A 22,188-nucleotide genomic window follows, 5' to 3' on the forward strand; every position below is an offset into this window, starting at 1 on the left:
GGAATTAGCAGAGGAAGTCCGGTCGTGATGGGTGCAATAGCTCAAGAAGGTGCAGCGGGTATCGCCACTGCGGTCGCTGAAAGTGTTCAGTACCAGGGTCGCAAGGCCAGCCGACAGGGCAGTGAGCAGCGTCGACAGGACATTCTCGACGCGGCGATGCGCATTGTCGTGCGTGATGGCGTGCGCGCCGTGCGTCATCGTGCGGTGGCGGCCGAGGCCGGTGTGCCGCTGTCGGCGACTACGTATTACTTCAAGGACATCGATGACCTGCTCACCGATACCTTCGCGCAATACGTCGAGCGCAGCGCGGAATACATGGCCAAGTTGTGGAACAACAACGAAGGCCTGTTGCGTGAGATGGTCGTCAGCGGTGATGGCAGCCCGGAGTCGCGTTCGCAACTGGCGGACGATATTGCGCGGTTGATGGCCGACTATGTGCACCGGCAGTTGGTCAACCGTCGCGAGCATTTGATGGCCGAGCAGGCGTTCCGACAGGAAGCGTTGCTTAACCCGGGGCTGGCGATTCTGGTGCGCTCGCATCAGCAGATTCTGTTGCAGGGCACCTGCCAGTTGTTTCAGGTGCTGGGCTCGCGCGAACCGCAGCAAGATGCCAAGGTGTTGACGGCGATTATCGGACGGATGGAGTATCAAGGCCTGCTCAACGACGCCGAGCCTTTGGCCGAAGAGGACATGCTCGGCATTCTGACGCGCTACATGCACCTGGTGCTCGCGTCGGTCTGAACTGCGCTGATCGTTCCTCACGCTCTGCGTGGGAATGCCGCCCGGGACGCTCCGCGTCCCTTGCCGACATGACGCAGAGCGTCAGTGGATGCATTCCCACGCAGAGCGTGGGAACGATCGATCACCATGAGGGCGGCGAATGTTCATAGGGAGTATCGAATGAAAGCCTGGCGTAGCGTGCTGATCGCCTTGTCGTTCCTGCTGCTCAGTGGTTGTCTGGTGACGTTCAAGGAACCGCTGACCGCCAGTGAGCCGGCGCCCAAAGGCATGCTCGGCAAATGGTCGAGCACCAACGCCTGGGGTGAACCGATGAACCTCGAGCTGACGCGCCTGGGCAATGATCGCTATCAGGCGGTCACGTATTTCAAAGCCAAACCCCGCGAACGCGAAGCCTATCCGTTCACCGTCTCGCGCCACGGCAACCGCTGGTACCTGTCGGCGAAAGTCCCGGCGCAGTACGGCGGCCACTTCACCATCGCCGGTTTCGAACTCACCGACAAACACGAATTGGTGGTCTACAACCTCGATCTCGAGCAGATCAATCAAGCGATCAAGCAAAAAGCCCTCGACGGTCAGCCATTCCAGACCGACGATGGCGACGGCGTGCAGGTCGACAGCAGCCTCGACAAGGTCTTTGCTTACCTCGATGATCCGGCCAATTCCGATGTCTTCGTCGAAGCCGTGCGCTACCAGCGCCAGGCCCGCGCCAAATAAATTCAGTACGTCACGTATCTACAGGAGTTTCGGGTGGACGATTACCAGCAGACGATACGCATGTTGTCCGACCGCATTGTGCTGGCGCAAACGCCGATCCGTGTCCTCGACGCGGTCAAGTGGGACGAGAACATCCGCAAGGGTTTTCTCAAGGCCAAAGGCAAGGAAATGCCGGCGATCGACCGCGACTACTACCTCAATCGGCCACTGAGTTTCGATTCGAGCAAGGTCAAACTGGAATTCCAGAACATCGAGCGCGACATCACCCGCCAGCTCGGTCAGTTCAACCCGGTCGGGCAGATCATGCGGCGCATGTGCAAGGAGTACCGCATGGTGGTGCGCATGCTCGAAGCGCGCGGCACCGAGGATTTCGGTCTGATCTCGCAAGAGCTGTATGGCGCCGCGTCCGATGCGTTCCACGCCGGCGACCCGACCCTGGCCGACCTTGGCCTGATGATGTCCGACTACCTCAACAACATCGACGGCCGTGGCGACCTGAAGGATGAGCCGAAAACCCTCACCGCCAAAGACGCCGTGCACCTGTTGCAGACGCGTCTGAACAAGGTTTTTGGCGAGGCCGAGGAAACCATTCGCGTGTTCGAGTCCGACGGCATCGTCGCTGACGCGGCGGCGGGCGCGGATTACATCAAGATCCGCACCGACGCGATGTTCAACGATCGTGATGTGCGTGCGCTGGAAGTTCACGAAGGGCTGGTACACGTCGGCACCACGCTTAACGGTCTGAATCAGCCGATTTGCACCTTCCTCTCCAAAGGCCCGCCGTCGTCGACGGTGACCCAGGAAGGCTTGGCGATCCTGATGGAGATCATCACCTTCGCTTCCTACCCGAGCCGCCTGCGCAAACTGACTAACCGTACCCGCGCCATCCACATGGTCGAGGAGGGCGCGGACTTTTTGCAGGTGTTCGAGTTCTTCCGCGAGCAAGGCTTCGAGATGGCGGAAAGTTACGGCAACGCCAGCCGAGTGTTCCGTGGATCGACGCCGACGGGACTGCCATTTACCAAAGACTTGTCCTATCTCAAGGGCTTTATCATGGTTTACAACTACATTCAGTTGGCCGTGCGTAAGGGCAAGCTCGAGCAGATCCCGCTGTTGTTCTGCGGCAAGACCACGCTGGAAGACATGCGTACCTTGCGTCAGTTGGTGGATGAGGGATTGGTGGTGGCGCCGAAGTACTTGCCGGATCAGTTCCGCGATTTGAACGCGTTGTCGGCGTGGATGTGCTTCTCCAACTTCCTCAATCACCTGAGCCTGGACCGGATCGAAGCGGATTACTCCAACATCCTCTGACCCAAACACAAATCCCCCTGTGGGAGCGGGCTTGCTCGCGAAGGCGGCGTGTCAGGCAACTGATATTTTGAATGTTCAACTGCATTCGCGAGCAAGCCCGCTCCCACATTGGATTGATGTTGATTGCACTTTTTTGCGAGGTTTCACCGGATGAGAATCCTCGGCATTTTCTGCCTGCTCCTGACCCTCAGCGGTTGCAGTTCGCTGCTGTTCTACCCCGAACCGGGCCAGATCTTCACCCCGGAAAAAGCCAAACTCGAATACCGCACCGTCACGCTGGTCACCGCCGATGGCTTGAAGCTCAACGCCTGGTGGCTACCGGCCAAGCCCGGCGTCGAGGTCAAAGGCACCGTCCTGCACCTGCACGGCAACGGCGGCAATTTGCCGATGCATTTGGGCGGCAGTTGGTGGTTGCCGAAAAGCGGCTATCAAGTGCTGCTGGTCGACTATCGCGGTTATGGCTTGTCCGAGGGCGAGCCGAGTCTGCCGGCGATCTATCAGGACATCGACGCCGCGTTCGCCTGGCTGGACAAGGCACCCGAGGTCAAAGGCAAACCGCTTGTGTTGCTCGGCCAGAGCCTTGGCGGATCGATGGCCGTGCATTGGCTGGTGCAGCACCCTGAGCGACAGAAGCAGCTCAAGGCGCTGGTGCTCGACGGCGTGCCCGCCAGTTACCGCAGCGTCGGCCAATACGCGCTGAGCACGTCGTGGCTGACTTGGCCATTTCAGGTACCGCTGTCGTGGCTGGTGCCGGATGGCGACAGTGCGATCAACTCGATGCCGCAGCTGAATGGCGTGCCGAAGCTGATCTTCCACAGCATCGACGATCCGCTGGTACCGCTTTCCAACGGCATCCGTCTGTATCAAGCTGCGCCGCCACCGCGCGTGCTGCAACTGACTCGCGGCGGCCATGTGCAAACCTTCGGCGACCCGGTGTGGCGCCAAGTGATGCTGCGCTACCTCGACGATCCCGAACATTTCAACGGCCTGCGCCGCCTCGGTGAAATCCCCAATTACCCGACACCCCCGAATTCTGAAGATGAGAGTCCGCAATGACTGAAGAACGCAACGCCATCCCGCTGATCATCACCGGTATCTGCAGCATCCTCGGCACCGTCGGGGCGCTGTGGTACTACGGTTACCTGCACTTCGCCAAACCCGAGGATGCGTTGCTGCTCAACGAATTCACCATGCTCAAAACGGTGCCGGGGGAGGATTACAAAGTTTCGCTGGAGCCGGCAGCGCAAGTGGCGCAGTGCATTGATGGCGTGTTGGTGTTGTTTGATACCGAGCAGAAAGGTTTGACCGGTGTGCTGATCAATGCGCAGAAAAAAGCCGTGCGCTGCATGGGTGAAGAGACCCCGCAAAAACTTCAGCCTTAACACGATTCATTGTAGGAGCAGAGCTTGCTCGCGAAGGCGATGTGTCCGCCACCAACGATGTTGAATGTGAGACCGCTTTCGCGAGCAAGCTCTGCTCCTACAGAAGGGCACAAAAAAGCCCCGCCTGATCACTCAGGCGGGGCTTTTGCGTTACAGCCGACAGCTTAGTTCGAGCTAACAGCCGAACGTGGCACAACCGGCTGGTTGTCGTTGGAAATGGTCACTTCCACACGACGGTTTTGCGCACGGCCCGAAGCGTTGCTGTTCTCGGCAACCGGGTATTCCTTGCCATAACCCTGAGCGACGATGCGCGCTGGATCAACGCCCATTTTCACCAGTGCGGTACGCACGGAGTTGGCGCGACGCTCAGACAGGGTCTGGTTGTGGCTGGCAGTACCGGTGCTGTCGGTGTAACCCTCGACGATCACTTTGCGATCCGGGTTTTCCTGAAGGAACTGCGCCAGTTTGTTGATGTTGACCAGACCGCTGGATTTCAGGTCAGCACGGTCGGTAGCGAACAGTACGTCACCGAAAGTCACCAGCGTACCGCGATCGGTCTGCTTGGCGTTCAGGCTGTCCTGCAGTTGTTTGATCTGCTGATCACGGGCATCCAGACGCGCTTGAGCACGTTGGGCAGCGGCGTTTTTCAGGTTGTTTTCAGCAGTGCGCAGGGCGATGGTCTGCTTGGCCACTTCTACGCGCTGATTGGTCAGGTAAGCCAGTTGGTCAACCTTGGCCGCGTCTTGCTTGTCCAGATAAGCCTTGTCGGCTTTGTCCAGGTAATCGCTGGCGTCTTTGGTTTCCAGCGCTGCGACTTTGCTCGCCTGCGGGTTGGCTTGCAGGCCGGCGTAGTTGGTGCGCGCGTTTTCCAGATTCGGGTTAGGCGGAGTGGAGCAGGCAGCCAAGGCAACGCTTGCGGCCAGAAGAGCTGGGATCATCAGTTGCTTACGCATAATTTGTCGTCCTTTCTATCGATAAAAGTTTCAGCTTTGCGGTCGGGATGCGCGCTTATTGCACGGTGCGCTGACTTTCCTGACGCAGTTCCTGAACACCTTTCTGGGAATCCTTCACGGCTTGTTCAGCCTTGGCTGCCTGAGCTTTGCGTTCGGCTACGCGAGCGTCCCACTCGGCTTGCTCGGACAGGGTGCGGGCCTCGTCATACTTCTTGTCGTGCATGGCGATTTCGGCTTGTTTCAGTTTGTCCTGCGCTTGCTTCATCTCGACCGCTGCGAACTCGGTACCGCCAGCGCTGACGGCGCTGTTCACGGCCGATTGCGTCACGGCGTATTGCTCGGTCGGTGGATTACCGGCGCAACCGGCCAGAACGAAGCTGGTGCCGATCGCCAGAGCAGCCAGTTTCAGACCGCGCAGGTGGGTAAACGAGGTTTGGTTTTTCATGGTCTTCAACTCCATTAGGCATCTCCTGAAAACATCTAAATCCATCCTGGTCGAGGAGCCGAAAAGCGTCGTGTGAAAGGCGTTTTTGAAACGCTCGTTCCAGGCGTGGTTACAGGTTCCGACCGGAGTGATTTTTCAAAAGTTCAGAAAAGATGGCTAATCGCCAAAATAATTTTTGACTGAATGGACAAGGCTCTAAAGCGGGAACTTTGGCGGGATAGAGCGGTACGCGCGGGGTTTTAAAAGCCAGGTAACACACGATTTTCAAATTGAAATACGAACCCTGTAGGAGTGAGCCTGCTCGCGAAAGCGGTGTGCCAGTCACCATCAATTTTGACTGATACACCGCTATCGCGAGCAGGCTCACTCCTACAGTTTGATGTGTGTTGGGTCAGTGTTTTTGCTTGCCTTCAACAGCCGAGAGGTCATGCAAATGCCGCCGCGACAGCGCCAGAAAACGCGGCGTAGGCCCGACGTCCTCGTACAGCGGATCACCTTCCTCATCCGTCGCCACCACCGTCGAACCTTTCACATACGGCAAGCTCGCTTCGAACTCCTCAAGCGCGGCGCCAATCAGTTCGCCGAGCAATTCTTCGGCATGCCGCTTGGGGTACATCTCGGCAATCGCGGCCAGTCGCGCAGCCGCCTCAACGTCCAGATGAATCGTGTAGCCAGTGTCGGTCAGGCGACCTTTGGCGTTTTCTTCCCAATGCTGGGCGAGTTCACGAATTTTCATGATGACCTCATTTCGCACCTGCTGATGGCAGGTCTGGGTGAGTGTCCGCCGGGGCCGGCGGCAAGCCGTTGTACGGCTTACTGTTGAGACTAGCTTTCGGCCACAAGGTTTAAAGTCCCTTGGTCGGATGCTTGTAAGAAGCGGCGCAGAGCGGCACTCTCTAGGTCATGCACTCGTTTCTAAGCCGTCCGGATTACTGCTGGGGAATTGCTGATGACCGATATTGATGCACGCTTGCGCGAAGACGTTCACCTGCTCGGAGAGCTGTTGGGCAATACGATTCGAGACCAGTACGGCGAGGCGTTCCTCGACAAGATCGAGCAGATTCGCAAGGGCGCCAAGGCCGATCGCCGAGGCTCGATGGATGCTGAACTGAGCGCCAGCCTCAATCAATTGAGCGAGGACGAATTGCTCCCGGTGGCGCGGGCGTTCAACCAGTTTCTCAATCTGGCGAACATCGCCGAGCAGTATCAGTTGATCCATCGGCGCGAAGAGTCGCAGCCGGCGCCGTTCGAATCTCGCGTGTTGCCGGAATTGCTCGCGCGTTTGCGCAACGAAGGCCACAGCGCCGAATCGCTGGCACGGCAATTGGCCCGACTGGAGATCGAACTGGTGCTGACCGCGCACCCGACCGAAGTGGCGCGACGCACGCTGATCCAGAAGTACGACGCGATCGCCGGGCAACTCGCCGCCCAAGATCATCGCGACCTGACCAGCGCCGAACGCGAGCAAATTCAAAACACCCTGCAACGGCTGATCGCCGAAGCCTGGCACACCGAAGAAATCCGCCGCACACGACCTACGCCGGTCGATGAAGCCAAGTGGGGTTTCGCGGTGATCGAACATTCGCTGTGGCAAGCGATTCCCAACCATATGCGCAAGGCCGACAAGGCCTTGTTTGAAGCGACCGGCCTGCGTCTGCCATTGGAAGCGGCGCCGATTCGCTTCGCGTCGTGGATGGGCGGCGACCGTGACGGCAACCCCAATGTCACCGCCGCAGTGACCCGCGAAGTGTTGCTGCTGGCGCGCTGGATGGCCGCCGATTTGTACCTGCGCGATGTCGATCATCTCGCTGCCGAGCTGTCGATGCAGCAGGCCAGCGATGCGCTCAAAGCCAAGGCGGGCGACAGCGCCGAACCGTACCGCGCAGTCCTTAAGCAACTGCGCGAACGCCTGCGTGCGACGCGCAACTGGGCACACGCCGCACTGACCGCGCCAACGCCTGCGCCGGCCGATGTGCTGAGCAACAATCGCGATCTGCTCGATCCGCTGGAACTGTGTTTCAACTCGCTGCACGAATGCGGCATGGGCGTGATCGCCGACGGCCCGTTACTCGATTGCCTGCGTCGCGCGGTGACGTTTGGCCTGTTCCTCGTGCGCCTCGATGTGCGTCAGGATTCGTCGCGGCACAGTTCGGCGATGACTGAAATCACCGACTACCTCGGCCTCGGTCGCTACGAAGATTGGGATGAAGAACAGCGCATCCGTTTCCTCACGCAAGAGCTGACTAATCGCCGGCCACTGCTGCCGGCGCACTTCAAACCGTCGGCCGACACTGCCGAAGTGCTCAACACCTGCAAGGAAATCGCCGCCGCACCGGGCGCTTCGCTCGGTTCCTACGTGATCTCCATGGCTGGCGCCGCTTCCGATGTGCTCGCCGTGCAACTGCTGCTCAAAGAGTCCGGCGTGTTGCGACCGATGCGTGTGGTGCCGCTGTTCGAAACCCTCGCCGACCTCGACAACGCCGGGCCGGTGATGGAGCGACTGTTGCTGTTGCCGGGCTACCGCGCACGGCTGCAAGGCCCGCAGGAAGTGATGATCGGTTACTCCGACTCGGCCAAGGACGCCGGCACCACGGCGGCCGCGTGGGCGCAATATCGTGCGCAGGAACGCTTGGTGGAAATCTGCCGTGAGCAGCAAGTTGAATTGCTGCTGTTTCACGGTCGCGGCGGCACCGTGGGTCGTGGCGGTGGCCCGGCGCACGCGGCGATTCTGTCGCAGCCACCGGGTTCGGTGGCGGGGCGGTTCCGTACCACCGAGCAGGGGGAAATGATTCGATTCAAATTCGGCCTGCCGGACATCGCCGAGCAAAACCTCAATCTGTATCTGGCAGCGGTGCTTGAAGCGACGTTGCTGCCACCGCCGCCACCGACGCCGGAATGGCGCCATCTGATGGACGAATTGGCGGCCGATGGCGTCAGTGCTTACCGTCAGGTGGTGCGAGAGAATCCGCAGTTCGTCGAGTATTTCCGTCAGTCGACACCGGAGCAGGAGTTGGGCCGTTTGCCGCTCGGCAGCCGTCCGGCGAAACGCCGTGCGGGCGGCATCGAAAGTTTGCGGGCGATTCCGTGGATCTTCGGCTGGACGCAAACGCGGCTGATGCTGCCGGCGTGGCTCGGCTGGGAATCGGCGTTGAGCAAAGCGCTGGAGCGCGGCGAAGGCGAGTTGCTCGGGCAGATGCGTGAGCAGTGGCCGTTCTTCCGCACGCGCATCGACATGCTGGAAATGGTGCTGGCCAAGGCCGACGCGGACATCGCGTTGTCCTACGACGAGCGTCTGGTCGAGGCGGATTTGCTGCCGTTGGGCGCGCAGTTACGCGACCTATTGTCGCAGGCGTGCGCGGTGGTGCTTGGTCTGACCGGTCAGTCGCAGCTGCTGGCGCATAGCCCGGACACCCTCGAATTCATCCGTCTGCGTAACACTTACCTCGACCCGCTACATCTATTGCAGGCCGAGTTACTGGCCCGTTCACGGCAGCAGAATGTCGAGCAGGGCAGCCCGGTGGAACAGGCGTTGCTGGTGTCTGTGGCGGGGATCGCCGCCGGTTTGCGCAACACCGGCTAACGATTTTGTGGCGACATGCGGCACCGGCCACAGGCGTCGGTTGCCGCTTTGCCTGACGGGTGAAAGTGCCGCCAGGCGACAGTTAATGATGGGGTTGCGACTTGGGTCACCGCGTCGCAGGGTCGCGGCGGGCGAAGGTTTCTCCGACTTTTGGCGTCTTGTGTGGGCGCAGCCTGCTGTGTATCTTGATCAGCCTTTGGCCGTTTCTGCGGCCACGTCCCGTATTTTCAGGATTCGTCCCAAGAGGCGAATCCTTTGTTTTGTAAAAGCTTTTTATAAAAAAATTGAGGAGCACATCTAATGCGCGTCATTCTGCTGGGAGCTCCCGGGGCCGGTAAAGGTACTCAGGCAAAGTTCATCACCGAAAAATTCGGCATTCCACAAATTTCCACCGGTGACATGCTGCGTGCAGCGGTCAAGGCCGGTACTCCGCTGGGCGTGCAAGCCAAGAGCATCATGGATGCCGGCGGTCTGGTGTCCGATGACCTGATCATCGCACTGGTCAAAGATCGTATCGCTCAGCCTGACTGCGCCAACGGCTTCCTGTTCGACGGCTTCCCGCGCACCATTCCGCAGGCGGAAGCACTGGTTACTGCCGGCGTCGAGCTGGACGCTGTGGTTGAAATCGCTGTTGAAGACGAAGAAATCGTTCAACGCATCGCCGGTCGTCGTGTTCACGAAGCCAGCGGCCGCGTTTACCACATCGTCTACAACCCGCCGAAAATCGCTGGCAAAGACGACATCACCGGCGAAGAGCTGGTACAGCGCAAGGACGACACCGAAGAAACCGTGCGTCATCGCCTGTCGGTTTACCACTCGCAGACCAAGCCGCTGGTGGAGTTCTATCAGAACCTGTCCGCCAAAAATGCTGGCAAGCCGAAGTACAGCCACATTCCAGGCGTAGGTTCGGTTGATGCAATCACCGCCAAGGTGCTGGCAGCGCTGAGCTGAAAAGTCTGAATCGCAGCATCATCCACGGCCCGCTTGCGGGCCGTAGTTGTTTATACTGACGCACTTTTTCCCACCCCTGTTTTGGAAACATCGATGAGCACCTTGCTGGCCCTGGACACCGCGACTGAAGCTTGCTCCGTTGCCTTGCTGCATGACGGCAAGGTCACGAGCCATTACGAGGTGATCCCGCGCCTGCACGCGCAGAAGCTGCTGCCGATGATTCAGCAACTGCTGGCCGACGCTGGCACAACGTTGCAAGCGGTCGATGCGATCGCTTTCGGTCGCGGGCCGGGTGCGTTTACCGGTGTGCGGATTGCCATTGGTGTCGTGCAGGGCCTGGCGTTTGCGCTGGATCGCCCGGTGTTGCCGGTGTCCAATCTGGCGGTGCTGGCGCAGCGTGCGTTGCGTGAACATGGTGTGAGCCAGGTCGCTGCGGCCATCGATGCGCGCATGGATGAAGTGTATTGGGGCTGCTACCGCGAGACGGCGGGGGAGATGCGTCTGGTCGGCGCCGAAGCGGTGCTGCCGCCGGAAGTGGTCGCGCTGCCGGCGGATGCCAGTGGCGACTGGTTCGGTGCCGGCACCGGTTGGGGCTATGCCGAGCGTATTGCCGTCAATCTGACTGGCTCGGATGCGGGCATGCTTCCTCACGCTGAAGACTTGCTGACGCTGGCGCGCTTCGCTTGGGAGCGCGGCGAGTCGATCCCGGCAGATGACGCACAACCGGTTTACCTGCGCGACAAAGTCGCCACCCCCAAGGCTCGCTGAGCCTTTAAAAGATCGCAGCCTTCGGCAGCTCCTACAGGGATCACATTCCAACTGTAGGAGCTGCCGAAGGCTGCGATCTTTTGATTTTCAAAACACCAATCGTCAGTTTCCACCCCCTCGCTTTAAACCTTTTGCGCTTTATGTGTTCTAGTTATCACTCGGCAGTTTGCTAAGTCGGCCCGGTGCCGCTAAATTGCCATCATCGATACCGAGCATGAATTTATGCGTATAGACGGCCTCTCCTCTCAGTCCTATCCCATCAAGCGCAAGCCTCGCAAAGGCAATGTGACGGTGGATGAATCCGTCGACGATATCGACGGCGAGCTGGAATTCCCGACTGAAGAGCAACTGGCCGCACGTGCTGCCGCCAAAGCCACCGCGCAACGCCTGAGCAATCTGCCCGCCCGCCAACAAGACATGATTTACCACCGCGCCATGAGCAAAAGCGTAGCGATGGCCCTCGCCAGCTACCTGAGCACCGCCGGTTTTGTCGATTGGGATGCAGACGTGCTGGGCCTCGATCTGTACATCTGATGGATTTGCCTTACTACCTCGGTTGCCCGTCCTGGAGCGAAAACGCCTGGCGCGAGTATCTCTACCCGGTAGACGCAAAAACCTCTGACTTCCTCGGTCTCTATTCTCAAGTGTTCAACGCCGTCGAAGGCAATACGACCTTCTACGCCAGCCCGTCGCCGGCCACCGTGCAGCGTTGGGCCGAGGTCATGCCCGAACATTTTCGCTTCACCGCCAAATTCCCCGGCGACATCAGCCACAGCGGCGACTTGCGCGAGCAACTGACCGCCGCCGAAACCTTCCTGCAATTACTCAAACCCCTCGGTCAGCGTGTTTCGCCGTTGTGGCTGCAATTGTCGAAAAGCTTCACGCCGCATCGGCTGCCGGAACTGGCGGCGTTCATCGATGCGCTGGATTGCCCGCTGGCGGTGGAAGTGCGGCATGAACAGTTCTTCGCCAAGGGTGAGAGCGAACGTTTGCTCAATCGCTTGCTGCTCGACCGTGGCGTCGAGCGCATCTGCCTCGATCCGCGTGCGCTGTTCAGTTGCCTGTCGACCGAATCCTCGGTGATCCACGCGCAATCAAAAAAGCCCCGCGTGCCGACGCGCCCGGCGGCGTTCACGCAATTCCCGCAGGTGCGCTTCATCGGCCATCCCGAGCTTGAGGCCAACGACACCTTCCTCGTGCCGTGGGTGGCGAAAATCGCCGAGTGGATCGAAGAGGGGCGCACGCCGTACATCTTCCTGCACACCGCCGACAACCTGTTGGCGGCGAAGCTGGCGCAACGTTTTCACGCACAATTGATGCAACGTTTGCCTGGCCTGCCACCGCTGCCTGAGCTATACAGAGAACCCGCCGCCGAGCAACTTGGCCTGCTCTGAGGCGGATTCGTTTTCCTGCCCGGGAGCCAGCCGATGGACGCCTCAGACCTTCAAGCACAAACCCGTAAAGCCCACGCCTTCAAAGCGCTGCATGAGCGTGCGCAAGTCTTCGTCATTCCCAATCCGTGGGATGCCGGCTCGGCGAAGATGCTCGCCAGCCTCGGCTATCAGGCCTTGGCCACGACCAGTGCCGGTTATGCGTTTTCCCAGGGCAAGGCCGATGGCGCGTTGAGTCTTGAAGAGACCTTGGCCAACGTCCGCGCGATTGTCGCTGCGACCGATTTACCGGTGGCGGTGGATCTGGAAAACGGCTTTTCTGATGACCCGACCGAGTCCGCGAAAAGCTTGTTGCGTGCCGCCGAAGCGGGCGCGGTCGGTGGTTCGATCGAAGACGCGACGGGCCGCCCGGATGCGCCGATCTATTGTTTTGAACATGCCGTGGCGCGCATCGAAGCCGCTGTCACGGCCGTGCGCACGCTGCCATTTCCTTTCATCCTCACCGCGCGTGCGGAGAACTATCTGCACGGCAATCCTGACCTCGATGACACCATTCGCCGCTTGAAAGCCTTCGCCGACGCTGGCGCCGACGTGCTGTACGCGCCGGGTTTACGCAACGCCGAAGAAGTGCTGGCGGTGGTACGTGCGGTGGCGCCGAAACCGGTCAACGTGTTGATGTCCGGCGGTTTGAAACTGACCGTGCAGGAATTGCAGGACATGGGCGTACGCCGCATCAGCACCGGTTCGGCATTGGCGCTGGCGGCGTTCGGCGAGTTCTTCCGCGCCGCTGAAGAAATTCAGCAGTCCGGCACGTTCGGCTTCACCTCGCAATCGATGCCGTACGGCAAAGCCAATCAGTTCTTCAAAGGCTGAACATGGGGCGATGGATATTTTGCCTGGTGCTGTTGATGATCGGCGGTGCCGCGTTCAGTGTCTGGCGCGGCTGGTTGCAGTTGCCGCCGCAATGGAATCCTTGGGCGCCGCTGGACGTGAAAGCCGCGCCTAATTGGCTCACCGGTTACAAGTTGATGCGCTTGCGCAGTGATCCAGAACTTTGCGCTCAAGCGTTGAGCAGTTCAGATCTGCGCGTCACCCGGCAATCCGACAGCCCCGACGCCAAGTGCCCGCTGATCGGCGCTTTGCGCGTGCAGGGCGGTGAGGTGGCGCTGAGCAGCAGTTTCCTCGCCAGTTGTCCGCTGGCGGTCGCCTACGCGATGTTTGAACACCACACGTTGCAACCGGCAGCTCAATCAATCTATGGCCAGAAGGTCACGCGCCTCGACCACCTCGGCAGCTTCGCCTGCCGCAATGTCTACAACCGCGAGAGCGGCGCACTCAGTCGTCATGCCAGCGCCGATGCGCTGGACATCGCCGGCTTTCGTCTGGCCGACGGCCGCAGCATCAGCGTGCTCAAGGACTGGCCCAAGCAAAATCAGGACGCGAAATTTCTACGGCAGGTGCGCGACGGCGCCTGCGAAGCGTTCAGTGTGGTGTTGAGTCCGGATTACAACGCTGCCCATCGCAATCACTTTCATGTCGATGTCGGGCGCTGGAGCGTGTGTCGCTAGAGGTTACGCGGCGAGGCGCAGGTTCTGCAGAACGATCGGGCGTGCCCAACCGTTATCGAAGTCCAGCGCCTTCTGTTGCTCGACGATTTCTTCCGGCGGGAATGGCGGATATGGTTTCTGCATCAGGTCGAGGTCGAACTCGGCAATCGGCAGGTACAGCGGCTTTTTCTGCGGCGCCGGGCCCGGTTCTGGCATTGGCTGGCCGTTGTTGATAACCACAGGGCGAACCCAGCTGCTGTCAAAATCCTGCTGCTCTTGCTGCGCTTTCAGTTCTTCTGCCGGGAACGGTGGGAACGGCTTGTCGAGCAGATCGGTTTCGAATTCGGCGATCGGCAGGAACAGCGGCTCCGGCGGACGCACTTGAGTTTCCACCACGTCGCATTCGCGCTGGCTGACGATGTGCGCGTGCAGGTCGCTGCCGACGGTCGGCTCTTCGCTGCTGCTCAGGTCAACCGGTGGAAACGTGCCGCAGGCCGGCACCACATCACTCGTCTGCTCGGCCAGCGCCTGGGCAAAAAAATCCTGCCACAGGTGACTGACGCCGCTCAGTGCTTGAGTGTTTTGACGGCTAAAGTCGCCATGGGGCGAAATGTAGCCAATCGATGTGGGAAGAATGCCTGACATTTTTTTCGGTTGACGCTCAGCTCTGGCAAAATGCGCGTTGAATGAGTTATCGGCGGTTTTTGCCGCTCCTTGAATTTTTGAGCGTGTTTTCCATGATTGAGCAACCCGCGGCCTGCCGCATCCATGTCGAAGCCCTCGGCGCGACGTTTGAAGCGCAAGCTGCGCAGTGGGCCGAGCGTCTCGGTCTGCCGCGCGAGGTGGCTGACGGCGAGTTCGCCTTGCAGGTCGGCGAGCAGGGTTTACAGCTGCAACAGCTGGGCCCGGACGCACCGGGGCCGGTGCGCGTCGACTTCGTTGAGGGCGGCGCGGCGCATCGGCGTTTGTACGGTGGCGGCAGCGGGCAGATGATCGCCAAGGCTGTCGGCGTCGCGCAAGGCGTGCGCCCGCGCGTTCTGGATGCGACGGCGGGGTTGGGCAAGGATGCGTTTGTGCTGGCCAGTCTGGGTTGCGAGATGAGCCTGATCGAGCGCCAGCCGCTGATCGGCGCGCTGTTGGAGGATGGGCTGGCGCGTGGTGCGGAAGATTTCGAAGTAGCGCCAATCGTGGCGCGGATGAAGTTGCTCAAGGGCAATTCCATCGAGGTCATGCAGAACTGGGAAGGTGAGGCGCCGCAGGTGATTTATCTCGACCCGATGTTTCCGCACCGCGAGAAGACCGCGCTGGTGAAGAAAGAGATGCGTCTGTTCCGGCCGCTGGTGGGCGATGATCCGGATGCGCCGGCGCTGTTGCAGGCTGCGCTGGCACTGGCGACGCACCGGGTGGTGGTCAAACGACCGCGCAAGGCGCCGTGCATTGAAGGGCCGAAACCGAGCCATGCGCTGGATGGCAAATCGAGCCGCTACGACATCTACCCGAAGAAAGCGCTCAAGCCTTAAAACCGCGTCGCCCCTATCGCGAGCAGGCTCACTCCTACAATTGATCTGTGGTGCACACAAATCCACTGTAGGAGTGAGCCTGCTCGCGATAGGGCCAGCCCAAACAGCGCAAAAGCTAAGGTTTGTAAGCGCGCATAAACAACCCCACCACTTCCTCAATATGGCTCTCCGCAGCCTCTTCGCTCAACGGCTCCCCGCAACCAAACATCAGCCGGAAATTCCCCGCGCCTTTGATCAGGCAAAAGAAATGCTCGGCCGCATTGCGCGGCAGATCAATGTTCAGCGCGCCGCTCTCATGGATGCGCGTCAGCAAGCGCTCCATCCCTTGCACCATGCGCTGTGGGCCGGCCTCGAAGAAGATCAGCGACAGCTTCGGATCCTGCACCCCCAGCGCCATGATCAGACGATGAAGGTTCACCGATTCATCGCTGTTGATCAGGTGATGAAAGCCTCGGGCAATGTTCAGCAACACATTTTCCACGGCGATGCCTTCCGGCAATTCGAAGATCAGTGTGGGTAATTGCTCCTCGCATTTGGCCATCACGGCGGCGGAGAACAGCGTCTCCTTGTCGTTGAAATGGCTGTAAACCGTCAGCTTCGACACGCCAGCCTCACTGGCGACCGCGTCCATGCTGGTGTTGGCATAGCCATGACTCAGAAACAGAATTTTCGCCGCGTCGAGGATCGCCTGGCGTTTGGCCAGATCCTTGGGACGGCCCGGGCCGTTTGGAGCTGAAAGATTGTTCGACATTCTTCGCTTTTAATACTGGACTGGTGAGTTTGCTATTAATAACATACCCGCCAGTATAATTATTCCAAGCACCATTAGCGAAAGGTCCGTCACCATGTTCCGCCATGCGTTGTCCTGTGCGTTGCCAGCGAGTCTGGCGTTCCTTTTGTCAGCGTGCGGTCAGGAAGAAGTGACGCAAGTCACCGTGCGACCGGCCATGGTGGTGCAGCCAGAGCCTTCGGCGCAGGCGATGGAAAGTTATCCGGGCGAGGTGCGCGCCCGCTACGAACCTGATCTGGCATTCCGCATTGGTGGCAAAGTCAGCCGACGACTGGTCGATGAAGGTCAGCGCGTGAAGGCCGATCAACCGCTCGCCGAGCTCGATCCGCAAGACGTGCGCCTGCAACTGGAAGCCACCCGTGCGCAAGTCGCTGCCGCCGAAGCCAATCTCAATCTGGTGCGCGCCGAGCGCGATCGCTACAAGACCCTTATGGATCGGCAGATGGTCAGCCGCTCGGCTTACGACAATGCCGAAAACCTTTACCGCTCAGGTGAAGCCCGCCTCAAACAAATTAAAGCTGAATTCAACGTCTCGACCAATCAGGCCAGTTACGCGGTGCTGCGTGCGCCGCAGGACGGCGTGGTGGCCAAGCGTTCGGTGGAAGTCGGGCAAGTGGTTGCCGCCGGACAGACCGTTTACACCCTCGCCACCGACGGCGAGCGTGAGGTGTTGATCAGCCTGCCCGAGCAAAGCTTCGGCCGCTTCAAGGTCGGTCAGCCAGTGTCCGTCGAATTGTGGACGCAGCAGAATCAGCGGTTCGCCGGACAAATTCGCGAACTGTCGCCCGCCGCCGATCCACGCTCGCGCACCTTTGCCGCGCGCATTTCGTTCACCGCCGGCAAAGTCCCGGCCGAACTGGGCCAGAGCGCTCGTGTGTTTGTGCAATCGGCCGATGCCGTGTCGCTGGCGGTGCCGCTCTCGGCACTCACCGCTGAAAACGGTGCGACCTACGTCTGGGTGGTCAACGGCAATAACACGTTGAAGAAAACCCCGGTGCGCGTCGGCCCGTTCGGCGAAAAAACCGTGCCGGTGCTTGAAGGCTTGAACGCCAACGACTGGGTGGTGGCGGCCGGCGTACATGTGCTTTTGGAAGGTCAGCAGGTGCGTCCGGTGGATCGCTCCAACCGTGTGGTCAATCTGGCGGACAAGGAGTAAGTCCCGATGCGCTTCAACCTCTCCGAATGGGCGCTGCGTAATCGCCAGATCGTACTGTTCCTGATGCTTTTGCTGGCCATCGTCGGCGCGTTGTCCTACACCAAACTCGGCCAGAGTGAAGACCCGCCGTTCACCTTCAAAGCCATGGTCATTCAGACCCGCTGGCCGGGTGCGACCGCGCAGGAGGTCTCGCGCCAGGTCACCGAACGCATTGAAAAGAAACTGATGGAAACCGGTGAGTACGAACGCATCGTCTCGTTCTCACGCCCCGGTGAATCGCAGGTCACGTTTATCGCCCGCGACTCGATGCATTCCAAGGAAATCCCCGACCTCTGGTACCAGGTGCGCAAGAAGGTCGCCGACATCCGCCACACGTTGCCGCCGGATATTCAGGGGCCGTTTTTCAACGATGAATTCGGCACCACGTTCGGCAATATCTACGCGCTGACCGGTGATGGCTTCGATTACGCGGTGCTCAAGGATTACGCCGACCGCATCCAGATCCAGCTGCAACGGGTCAAGGATGTCGGCAAGGTCGACTTGCTCGGTTTGCAGGACGAAAAAATCTGGGTCGAGTTATCCAACGTCAAACTGGCGACCCTCGGTTTGCCGTTGGCGGCGGTGCAACAGGCACTGCAAGAGCAGAATGCGGTTTCGACTGCGGGATTCTTTGAAACTGGCAGTGAGCGATTGCAGCTACGGGTGTCGGGGAATTTTCAGACAGTCGATGAGATAAGAAACTTCCCGATCCGTGTCGGTGATCGTACGTTCCGCATCTCCGATGTCGCCGATGTGCGCCGTGGTTTCAACGATCCACCGGCACCGCGCATGCGCTTCATGGGCGAAGACGCGATTGGTCTGGCCGTGGCGATGAAGGACGGCGGCGACATTCTGGTGCTCGGTAAAGCACTGGAAGTGGAGTTCTCGCGGATCCAGAAAAACCTTCCGGCCGGCATGCAATTGCGCAAGGTTTCCGACCAGCCAGCGGCAGTGAAAACCGGGGTCGGCGAGTTCGTCCAGGTGTTGGTCGAAGCGCTGGCAATTGTCTTGCTGGTGAGCTTCTTCTCCCTCGGCGTGCGCACCGGCATGGTCGTGGCGCTGACCATTCCGCTGGTGTTGGCGATGACCTTCGCCTGCATGTATTACCTGAACATCGGTCTGCACAAGATTTCCCTCGGCGCGTTGGTATTGGCGCTGGGTCTGCTGGTGGACGACGCGATCATCGCCGTGGAAATGATGGCGATCAAAATGGAGCAGGGTTTCGATCGCATCCGCGCGGCGAGTTATGCCTGGACCAGCACCGCGTTTCCGATGCTCACCGGTACGTTGATCACCGCTGCCGGGTTCCTGCCGATTGCCACTGCGCAGTCGGGCACCGGCGAATACACCCGATCAATCTTTCAGGTGGTGACCATCGCGCTGCTCGCTTCGTGGGTGGCGGCGGTGATGTTCGTGCCGTATCTGGGGGAAAAACTCCTGCCGGATCTGGCGAAAATTCACGCCGCCAAACACGGCACGGGCGATGGTCAGCCGGATCCGTATGGCACGCCGTTTTATCAGCGTGTTCGGCGGCTGGTCGAGTGGTGTGTGGTGCACCGTAAAACCGTGATCGTGCTGACGGTGGGGCTGTTTATCGCTTCGGTAATGTTGTTCCGTTACGTTCCACAGCAGTTCTTCCCGGCCTCCAATCGACTGGAATTGATGGTCGATCTGAAACTGGCCGAAGGCGCATCGCTGGCCAATACCACCGGTGAGGTCAAACGCCTGGAAGCGATGCTCAAGGATCACGCCGGCATCGATAATTATGTGGCGTATATCGGCACCGGTTCGCCGCGTTTTTATCTGCCGCTGGATCAGCAGTTGCCGGCGGCGAGCTTCGCACAGTTTGTGGTGTTGGCGAAAACCATCGAGGAACGTGAGGCGCTGCGCAGCTGGTTGATCAGCACATTGAACGAGCAATTCCCGGCGATGCGTTCGCGGGTCACGCGTCTGGAGAATGGCCCGCCGGTAGGTTACCCGGTGCAGTTCCGTGTCACCGGCGAACACATCGAAGAAGTCCGTGCGCTGGCGCGCAAAGTCGCGACCAAGGTTCGCGAGAATCCGTATGTGGTCAATGTGCATCTGGATTGGGAGGAACCGAGCAAAGTCGTGTACCTGAACATCGATCAGGATCGTGCCCGGGCGCTCGGTGTGAGCACGGCCAATCTGGCGAAGTTTCTGCAGAGTTCGCTGACCGGCGCGAGTGTCAGCCAGTACCGCGAAGACAACGAGTTGATCGAGATTCTGCTGCGCGGCACGGTGCATGAGCGCACCGAGTTGTCGTTGCTGCCGAGTCTGGCGGTGCCGACGGACAACGGCCGCAGTGTCGCGTTGTCGCAGGTCGCGACGCTGGAATATGGTTTTGAGGAAGGGATTATCTGGCACCGCAATCGGTTGCCGACGGTAACGGTGCGCGCGGACATTTATGGCAAGGAGCAGCCGGCGACGTTGATCAAGCAGATCATGCCGACGCTCGATCCGATTCGCGCGGAGTTGCCGGATGGGTATTTGCTGGATGTCGGCGGCACGGTGGAGGATTCCGAGCGTGGGCAGAAGTCGGTGAATGCCGGGGTGCCGATGTTTATCGTGGTGGTGCTGACGTTGCTGATGGTGCAGTTGCGCAGTTTTTCGCGCACGGCGATGGTGTTTTTGACGGCGCCGCTGGGGTTGATCGGGGTGGTGCTGTTTTTGATGGTGTTCCGTCAGCCGTTCGGGTTTGTGGCGATGTTGGGGACGATTGCGTTGTCGGGGATGATCATGCGCAATTCGGTGATTCTGGTGGATCAGATTGAGCAGGATATCAAGTCGGGGCTTGGGCCTTGGCAGGCGATTATCGAGGCGACGGTGCGGCGGTTTCGGCCGATTGTGTTGACGGCGTTGGCGGCGGTGTTGGCGATGATTCCGTTGTCGCGCAGTGTGTTTTTTGGGCCGATGGCGGTGGCGATCATGGGCGGGTTGATTGTTGCTACGGCTTTGACGCTGTTGTTTTTGCCGGCGTTGTATGCGGCTTGGTTCAGGGTTCGGCGGGAGGCCGTTTGAGCTTGGCGGCCTTTGGGCCGACCATGCTCTTGGGGTTTTGGGTGAATATCCTTTTTTGGTGGTGTGGCTGATTGTGGTTTCGCCCTTACGGCGAGTCCCTTTGGCAAACGCCCCAAAGGAACCAAAGGTCTGTGCCCTGACGTCCGGCCCTCGCTAAGGCTCGGGTTCCTTCGTTCCGGGTTCATCCGGGGGCATCGCCTACGGTTTGCTTCGCTGCACCTCCTCTCGATGCTTTCCCCGTATGAATCCCTCCACTCAGCCTCCCGACGGGCTCTAAGATCAAAATCAAAAGCAGGCGAGCTGACACTCGGCCTAGTGGTTGGCGTGGGTGCGCCACGATTTCATGTAGGAGCTGCCGAAGGCTGCGATCTTTTGATCCTGCTTTTGTAGGAGCAGAGCTTGCTCGCGAAGGCGCCCTTCCAGCCAACCTGTTTCTGCCCGGATGTACACGATCCAATTGTAGGAGTGAGCCTGCTCGCGATAACGGCCTGCCAGCCAACCATGCTCTGTCTGATTCAACACCATCCAACTGTGGGAGCGAGCCTGCTCGCGAAGGCGGCCTGACATCCGACCAATTTCTGCCTGAATTGCCTCTATTTCCTTCCTACATCTTTTTCAGAAACCTCCGATATTGAGCCTGTCCCCCCTCGGGTGTTGTACTCCAGCGTCTGTTTTCAACTGCCTCGAGTTCACCCTTTCATGAAAAACCCACCCGTCTTCAAAGGCCGATCCGATCCCGTGTTCAATCTTCTGCTGCGCTCGCCGCACAAGCAGCGTCTGGCGGATTATCTGGCGTTGCTCAAGCCGCTGGATGATCAGGGCCGTTATCTGCCTTTCGAGGCGTTGCGTTATCGCTGGGCGTCCGGGCTGGATGTGAAGCTGTGTTGGGCGTTGGTCAAGAAGGCGCGGGTGGCGCAGTACGTCAATCTGTTGCCGTTGGGCGAGCCGGTGCAGTGGGGCAAATATGTGCTGACGCCGTTGGCGCAGATCACGTTGTCGTTGGTGGATCGGCAGACGACTTTTGCCGCTCTGGATTACATGACTCGGCAAATTGGAGAGCAGGCGCATTGCAGTTATTTGCTTAATGATTTGATCGAGGATGAGGCCATCGCCAGTAGTCAGTTAGAGGGCGCGGCGGCGACTACGCGTGTGGCCAAGGACATGCTCAGGCATCGGCGTCAGCCGCGTACGCCGGATGAGCGGATGGTGATGGGCAACTACAGGATGATGAATTTCGCGTGGGAGAAACGCGATGAGCCCATGAGTGTGGATTTGATCGCTGCGATGCATCGGGTGGGGGTGGAGGGGATTGCTGACGAGGATTATTCTCCGGGCGTTTTCCGGGCGAATGATGAGGTGGTTGTTCAGGACGGCGCGGGCAATACGGTGCATCGTCCTCCGCCCTCTGCCGGGTTGGTCTTGCGGCTAGAAAGGTTGTCGAACTGGATCAATTTGCCTGAGGGATCACCTCAGGAGAAGGGTTATGTGCATCCGCTGATCAAGGCGATCACGCTGCATTTTGCCTTGGGTTACGAGCATCCCTTTCGCGACGGTAACGGGCGGGTTGCGCGGGCGTTGTTTTACTGGTTCATGTTCAAGAATGAGTTTGCGGCGTTTCGTTACATTGCGATCAGTTTGCTGTTGCGCAATGCGCCGGTGAAGTATGGGCGCTCTTATTTGCATAGCGAAGCGGATGAGCTGGATCTGACGTACTTCATCGAGTTTCAGTGTTCGGTGATTCAGCGAGCGGTAAGCCGGTTCACGGACGTGTACCGCAAGAGCGTGGTCTACAAGACCCATGCAGCCTGACAGAAAACCCTGTAGGAGCTGCCGAAGGCTGCGATCTTTTGATCTTCAATGC

The 22,188-nt window shown here is 59.6% G+C and carries 20 protein-coding genes and 1 pseudogene; 16 read left to right on the forward strand and 5 right to left on the reverse strand.

Annotated elements, in window-relative coordinates:
• Nucleotides 1-27: 27 nt before the first annotated feature.
• The 5 genes from ACIOMO_RS21280 (at nt 28) to ACIOMO_RS21300 (ending at nt 4,148) form a co-directional block, all read left to right on the forward strand.
• Nucleotides 28-741: a TetR/AcrR family transcriptional regulator gene (locus ACIOMO_RS21280; protein WP_053117532.1), complete on the forward strand. Its 714-nt coding sequence runs from the start codon at nt 28-30 to the stop codon at nt 739-741.
• Nucleotides 742-900: 159 nt separating this feature from the next.
• The gene (locus ACIOMO_RS21285; RefSeq protein ID WP_401243432.1) at nt 901-1,455 is read left to right on the forward strand and encodes a hypothetical protein; all 555 of its coding nucleotides are present in this window, start codon (nt 901-903) and stop codon (nt 1,453-1,455) included.
• A gap of 60 nt (nt 1,456-1,515) precedes the next feature.
• The gene (locus ACIOMO_RS21290; protein WP_172680080.1) at nt 1,516-2,766 is read left to right on the forward strand and encodes a flavohemoglobin expression-modulating QEGLA motif protein; all 1,251 of its coding nucleotides are present in this window, start codon (nt 1,516-1,518) and stop codon (nt 2,764-2,766) included.
• 150 nt (nt 2,767-2,916) lie between these two features.
• Nucleotides 2,917-3,822, forward strand: a complete 906-nt coding sequence (locus ACIOMO_RS21295; protein WP_401243434.1) for an alpha/beta hydrolase — start codon at nt 2,917-2,919, stop codon at nt 3,820-3,822.
• The gene (locus ACIOMO_RS21300) at nt 3,819-4,148 is read left to right on the forward strand and encodes a hypothetical protein (RefSeq protein WP_053117545.1); all 330 of its coding nucleotides are present in this window, start codon (nt 3,819-3,821) and stop codon (nt 4,146-4,148) included. Before ACIOMO_RS21295 ends, ACIOMO_RS21300 begins: the two co-directional genes overlap by 4 nt.
• Before the next feature lie 164 nt (nt 4,149-4,312).
• On the opposite strand, the gene ACIOMO_RS21305 is transcribed toward ACIOMO_RS21300, so the two are convergent.
• The 3 genes from ACIOMO_RS21305 to ACIOMO_RS21315 form a co-directional block, all read right to left on the reverse strand.
• Nucleotides 4,313-5,101, reverse strand: a complete 789-nt coding sequence (locus tag ACIOMO_RS21305; protein ID WP_053117547.1) for an OmpA family protein — start codon at nt 5,099-5,101, stop codon at nt 4,313-4,315.
• Between the two features lie 55 nt (nt 5,102-5,156).
• On the reverse strand, nt 5,157-5,561 hold the full coding sequence (locus ACIOMO_RS21310; protein ID WP_034154861.1) for a DUF4398 domain-containing protein: 405 nt from the start codon (nt 5,559-5,561) through the stop codon (nt 5,157-5,159).
• A 376-nt stretch (nt 5,562-5,937) separates the two neighbouring features.
• The gene (locus ACIOMO_RS21315; protein ID WP_016983304.1) at nt 5,938-6,282 is read right to left on the reverse strand and encodes a hypothetical protein; all 345 of its coding nucleotides are present in this window, start codon (nt 6,280-6,282) and stop codon (nt 5,938-5,940) included.
• Nucleotides 6,283-6,495: 213 nt separating this feature from the next.
• On the opposite strand from ACIOMO_RS21315, the gene ppc reads away from it, so the two are divergent.
• The 7 genes from ppc (at nt 6,496) to ACIOMO_RS21350 (ending at nt 13,804) form a co-directional block, all read left to right on the forward strand.
• Nucleotides 6,496-9,126: a phosphoenolpyruvate carboxylase gene (gene ppc, locus ACIOMO_RS21320; RefSeq protein ID WP_401243437.1), complete on the forward strand. Its 2,631-nt coding sequence runs from the start codon at nt 6,496-6,498 to the stop codon at nt 9,124-9,126.
• A gap of 300 nt (nt 9,127-9,426) precedes the next feature.
• Nucleotides 9,427-10,077 carry an adenylate kinase gene (gene adk / locus ACIOMO_RS21325; protein ID WP_053117556.1) on the forward strand — a complete coding sequence of 217 codons (651 nt, stop codon included), beginning with the start codon at nt 9,427-9,429 and terminating at the stop codon, nt 10,075-10,077.
• A 93-nt stretch (nt 10,078-10,170) separates the two neighbouring features.
• On the forward strand, nt 10,171-10,845 hold the full coding sequence (gene tsaB, locus ACIOMO_RS21330) for a tRNA (adenosine(37)-N6)-threonylcarbamoyltransferase complex dimerization subunit type 1 TsaB (RefSeq protein WP_212543967.1): 675 nt from the start codon (nt 10,171-10,173) through the stop codon (nt 10,843-10,845).
• Nucleotides 10,846-11,067: 222 nt separating this feature from the next.
• On the forward strand, nt 11,068-11,379 hold the full coding sequence (locus ACIOMO_RS21335; protein WP_159813042.1) for a hypothetical protein: 312 nt from the start codon (nt 11,068-11,070) through the stop codon (nt 11,377-11,379).
• The gene (locus tag ACIOMO_RS21340) at nt 11,379-12,239 is read left to right on the forward strand and encodes a DUF72 domain-containing protein (RefSeq protein WP_212543966.1); all 861 of its coding nucleotides are present in this window, start codon (nt 11,379-11,381) and stop codon (nt 12,237-12,239) included. Before ACIOMO_RS21335 ends, ACIOMO_RS21340 begins: the two co-directional genes overlap by 1 nt.
• 33 nt (nt 12,240-12,272) lie before the next feature.
• Nucleotides 12,273-13,109, forward strand: coding sequence for an isocitrate lyase/phosphoenolpyruvate mutase family protein (locus tag ACIOMO_RS21345; protein ID WP_401243440.1), 837 nt, complete (start codon nt 12,273-12,275; stop codon nt 13,107-13,109).
• Nucleotides 13,110-13,111: 2 nt separating this feature from the next.
• Nucleotides 13,112-13,804, forward strand: coding sequence for an extensin family protein (locus ACIOMO_RS21350; RefSeq protein WP_401243442.1), 693 nt, complete (start codon nt 13,112-13,114; stop codon nt 13,802-13,804).
• Nucleotides 13,805-13,807: 3 nt separating this feature from the next.
• On the opposite strand, the gene ACIOMO_RS21355 is transcribed toward ACIOMO_RS21350, so the two are convergent.
• Nucleotides 13,808-14,428: an energy transducer TonB gene (locus tag ACIOMO_RS21355; protein ID WP_212543963.1), complete on the reverse strand. Its 621-nt coding sequence runs from the start codon at nt 14,426-14,428 to the stop codon at nt 13,808-13,810.
• Between the two features lie 92 nt (nt 14,429-14,520).
• Between ACIOMO_RS21355 and ACIOMO_RS21360 the strand changes: the two genes are divergently transcribed.
• Entirely contained in the window at nt 14,521-15,303 is a 783-nt protein-coding gene (locus ACIOMO_RS21360; RefSeq protein ID WP_053117963.1) for a class I SAM-dependent methyltransferase, read from the forward strand.
• Between the two features lie 115 nt (nt 15,304-15,418).
• On the opposite strand, the gene ACIOMO_RS21365 is transcribed toward ACIOMO_RS21360, so the two are convergent.
• Nucleotides 15,419-16,054 (reverse strand): TetR/AcrR family transcriptional regulator, encoded by a 636-nt coding sequence (locus ACIOMO_RS21365; RefSeq protein ID WP_212543962.1) that lies wholly within the window; start codon nt 16,052-16,054, stop codon nt 15,419-15,421.
• A gap of 94 nt (nt 16,055-16,148) precedes the next feature.
• Between ACIOMO_RS21365 and ACIOMO_RS21370 the strand changes: the two genes are divergently transcribed.
• The 3 genes and pseudogenes from ACIOMO_RS21370 to ACIOMO_RS21380 form a co-directional block, all read left to right on the forward strand.
• Entirely contained in the window at nt 16,149-17,249 is a 1,101-nt protein-coding gene (locus ACIOMO_RS21370; protein WP_053117575.1) for an efflux RND transporter periplasmic adaptor subunit, read from the forward strand.
• A 6-nt stretch (nt 17,250-17,255) separates the two neighbouring features.
• Complete coding sequence (locus ACIOMO_RS21375; protein ID WP_401243445.1) at nt 17,256-20,327, forward strand: efflux RND transporter permease subunit; 3,072 nt, start codon at nt 17,256-17,258, stop codon at nt 20,325-20,327.
• A gap of 699 nt (nt 20,328-21,026) precedes the next feature.
• A pseudogene (locus ACIOMO_RS21380) lies at nt 21,027-22,118 on the forward strand (Fic family protein); the annotation flags it as partial.
• Between the last annotated feature and the right edge of the window lie 70 nt (nt 22,119-22,188).

This window comes from Pseudomonas sp. NPDC087804 (assembly GCF_044742965.1).
GTDB lineage: Bacteria > Pseudomonadota > Gammaproteobacteria > Pseudomonadales > Pseudomonadaceae > Aquipseudomonas > Aquipseudomonas rustica.

What these genes read in the sequence shown, in the direction of transcription:
- ppc (WP_401243437.1), top strand. Translation starts at nt 6,496, where the DNA reads ATGACCGATATTGATGCACGCTTGCGCGAAGACGTTCACCTGCTCGGA.
- ACIOMO_RS21365 (WP_212543962.1), bottom strand. Translation starts at nt 16,054, where the DNA reads ATGTCGAACAATCTTTCAGCTCCAAACGGCCCGGGCCGTCCCAAGGAT.
- ACIOMO_RS21335 (WP_159813042.1), top strand. Translation starts at nt 11,068, where the DNA reads ATGCGTATAGACGGCCTCTCCTCTCAGTCCTATCCCATCAAGCGCAAG.
- ACIOMO_RS21305 (WP_053117547.1), bottom strand. Translation starts at nt 5,101, where the DNA reads ATGCGTAAGCAACTGATGATCCCAGCTCTTCTGGCCGCAAGCGTTGCC.
- ACIOMO_RS21355 (WP_212543963.1), bottom strand. Translation starts at nt 14,428, where the DNA reads ATGTCAGGCATTCTTCCCACATCGATTGGCTACATTTCGCCCCATGGC.
- ACIOMO_RS21290 (WP_172680080.1), top strand. Translation starts at nt 1,516, where the DNA reads ATGTTGTCCGACCGCATTGTGCTGGCGCAAACGCCGATCCGTGTCCTC.
- ACIOMO_RS21300 (WP_053117545.1), top strand. Translation starts at nt 3,819, where the DNA reads ATGACTGAAGAACGCAACGCCATCCCGCTGATCATCACCGGTATCTGC.
- tsaB (WP_212543967.1), top strand. Translation starts at nt 10,171, where the DNA reads ATGAGCACCTTGCTGGCCCTGGACACCGCGACTGAAGCTTGCTCCGTT.
- ACIOMO_RS21345 (WP_401243440.1), top strand. Translation starts at nt 12,273, where the DNA reads ATGGACGCCTCAGACCTTCAAGCACAAACCCGTAAAGCCCACGCCTTC.
- ACIOMO_RS21340 (WP_212543966.1), top strand. Translation starts at nt 11,379, where the DNA reads ATGGATTTGCCTTACTACCTCGGTTGCCCGTCCTGGAGCGAAAACGCC.
- ACIOMO_RS21280 (WP_053117532.1), top strand. Translation starts at nt 28, where the DNA reads ATGGGTGCAATAGCTCAAGAAGGTGCAGCGGGTATCGCCACTGCGGTC.
- adk (WP_053117556.1), top strand. Translation starts at nt 9,427, where the DNA reads ATGCGCGTCATTCTGCTGGGAGCTCCCGGGGCCGGTAAAGGTACTCAG.
- ACIOMO_RS21370 (WP_053117575.1), top strand. Translation starts at nt 16,149, where the DNA reads ATGTTCCGCCATGCGTTGTCCTGTGCGTTGCCAGCGAGTCTGGCGTTC.
- ACIOMO_RS21295 (WP_401243434.1), top strand. Translation starts at nt 2,917, where the DNA reads ATGAGAATCCTCGGCATTTTCTGCCTGCTCCTGACCCTCAGCGGTTGC.
- ACIOMO_RS21375 (WP_401243445.1), top strand. Translation starts at nt 17,256, where the DNA reads ATGCGCTTCAACCTCTCCGAATGGGCGCTGCGTAATCGCCAGATCGTA.
- ACIOMO_RS21285 (WP_401243432.1), top strand. Translation starts at nt 901, where the DNA reads ATGAAAGCCTGGCGTAGCGTGCTGATCGCCTTGTCGTTCCTGCTGCTC.
- ACIOMO_RS21360 (WP_053117963.1), top strand. Translation starts at nt 14,521, where the DNA reads ATGATTGAGCAACCCGCGGCCTGCCGCATCCATGTCGAAGCCCTCGGC.
- ACIOMO_RS21350 (WP_401243442.1), top strand. Translation starts at nt 13,112, where the DNA reads ATGGGGCGATGGATATTTTGCCTGGTGCTGTTGATGATCGGCGGTGCC.
- ACIOMO_RS21310 (WP_034154861.1), bottom strand. Translation starts at nt 5,561, where the DNA reads ATGGAGTTGAAGACCATGAAAAACCAAACCTCGTTTACCCACCTGCGC.
- ACIOMO_RS21315 (WP_016983304.1), bottom strand. Translation starts at nt 6,282, where the DNA reads ATGAAAATTCGTGAACTCGCCCAGCATTGGGAAGAAAACGCCAAAGGT.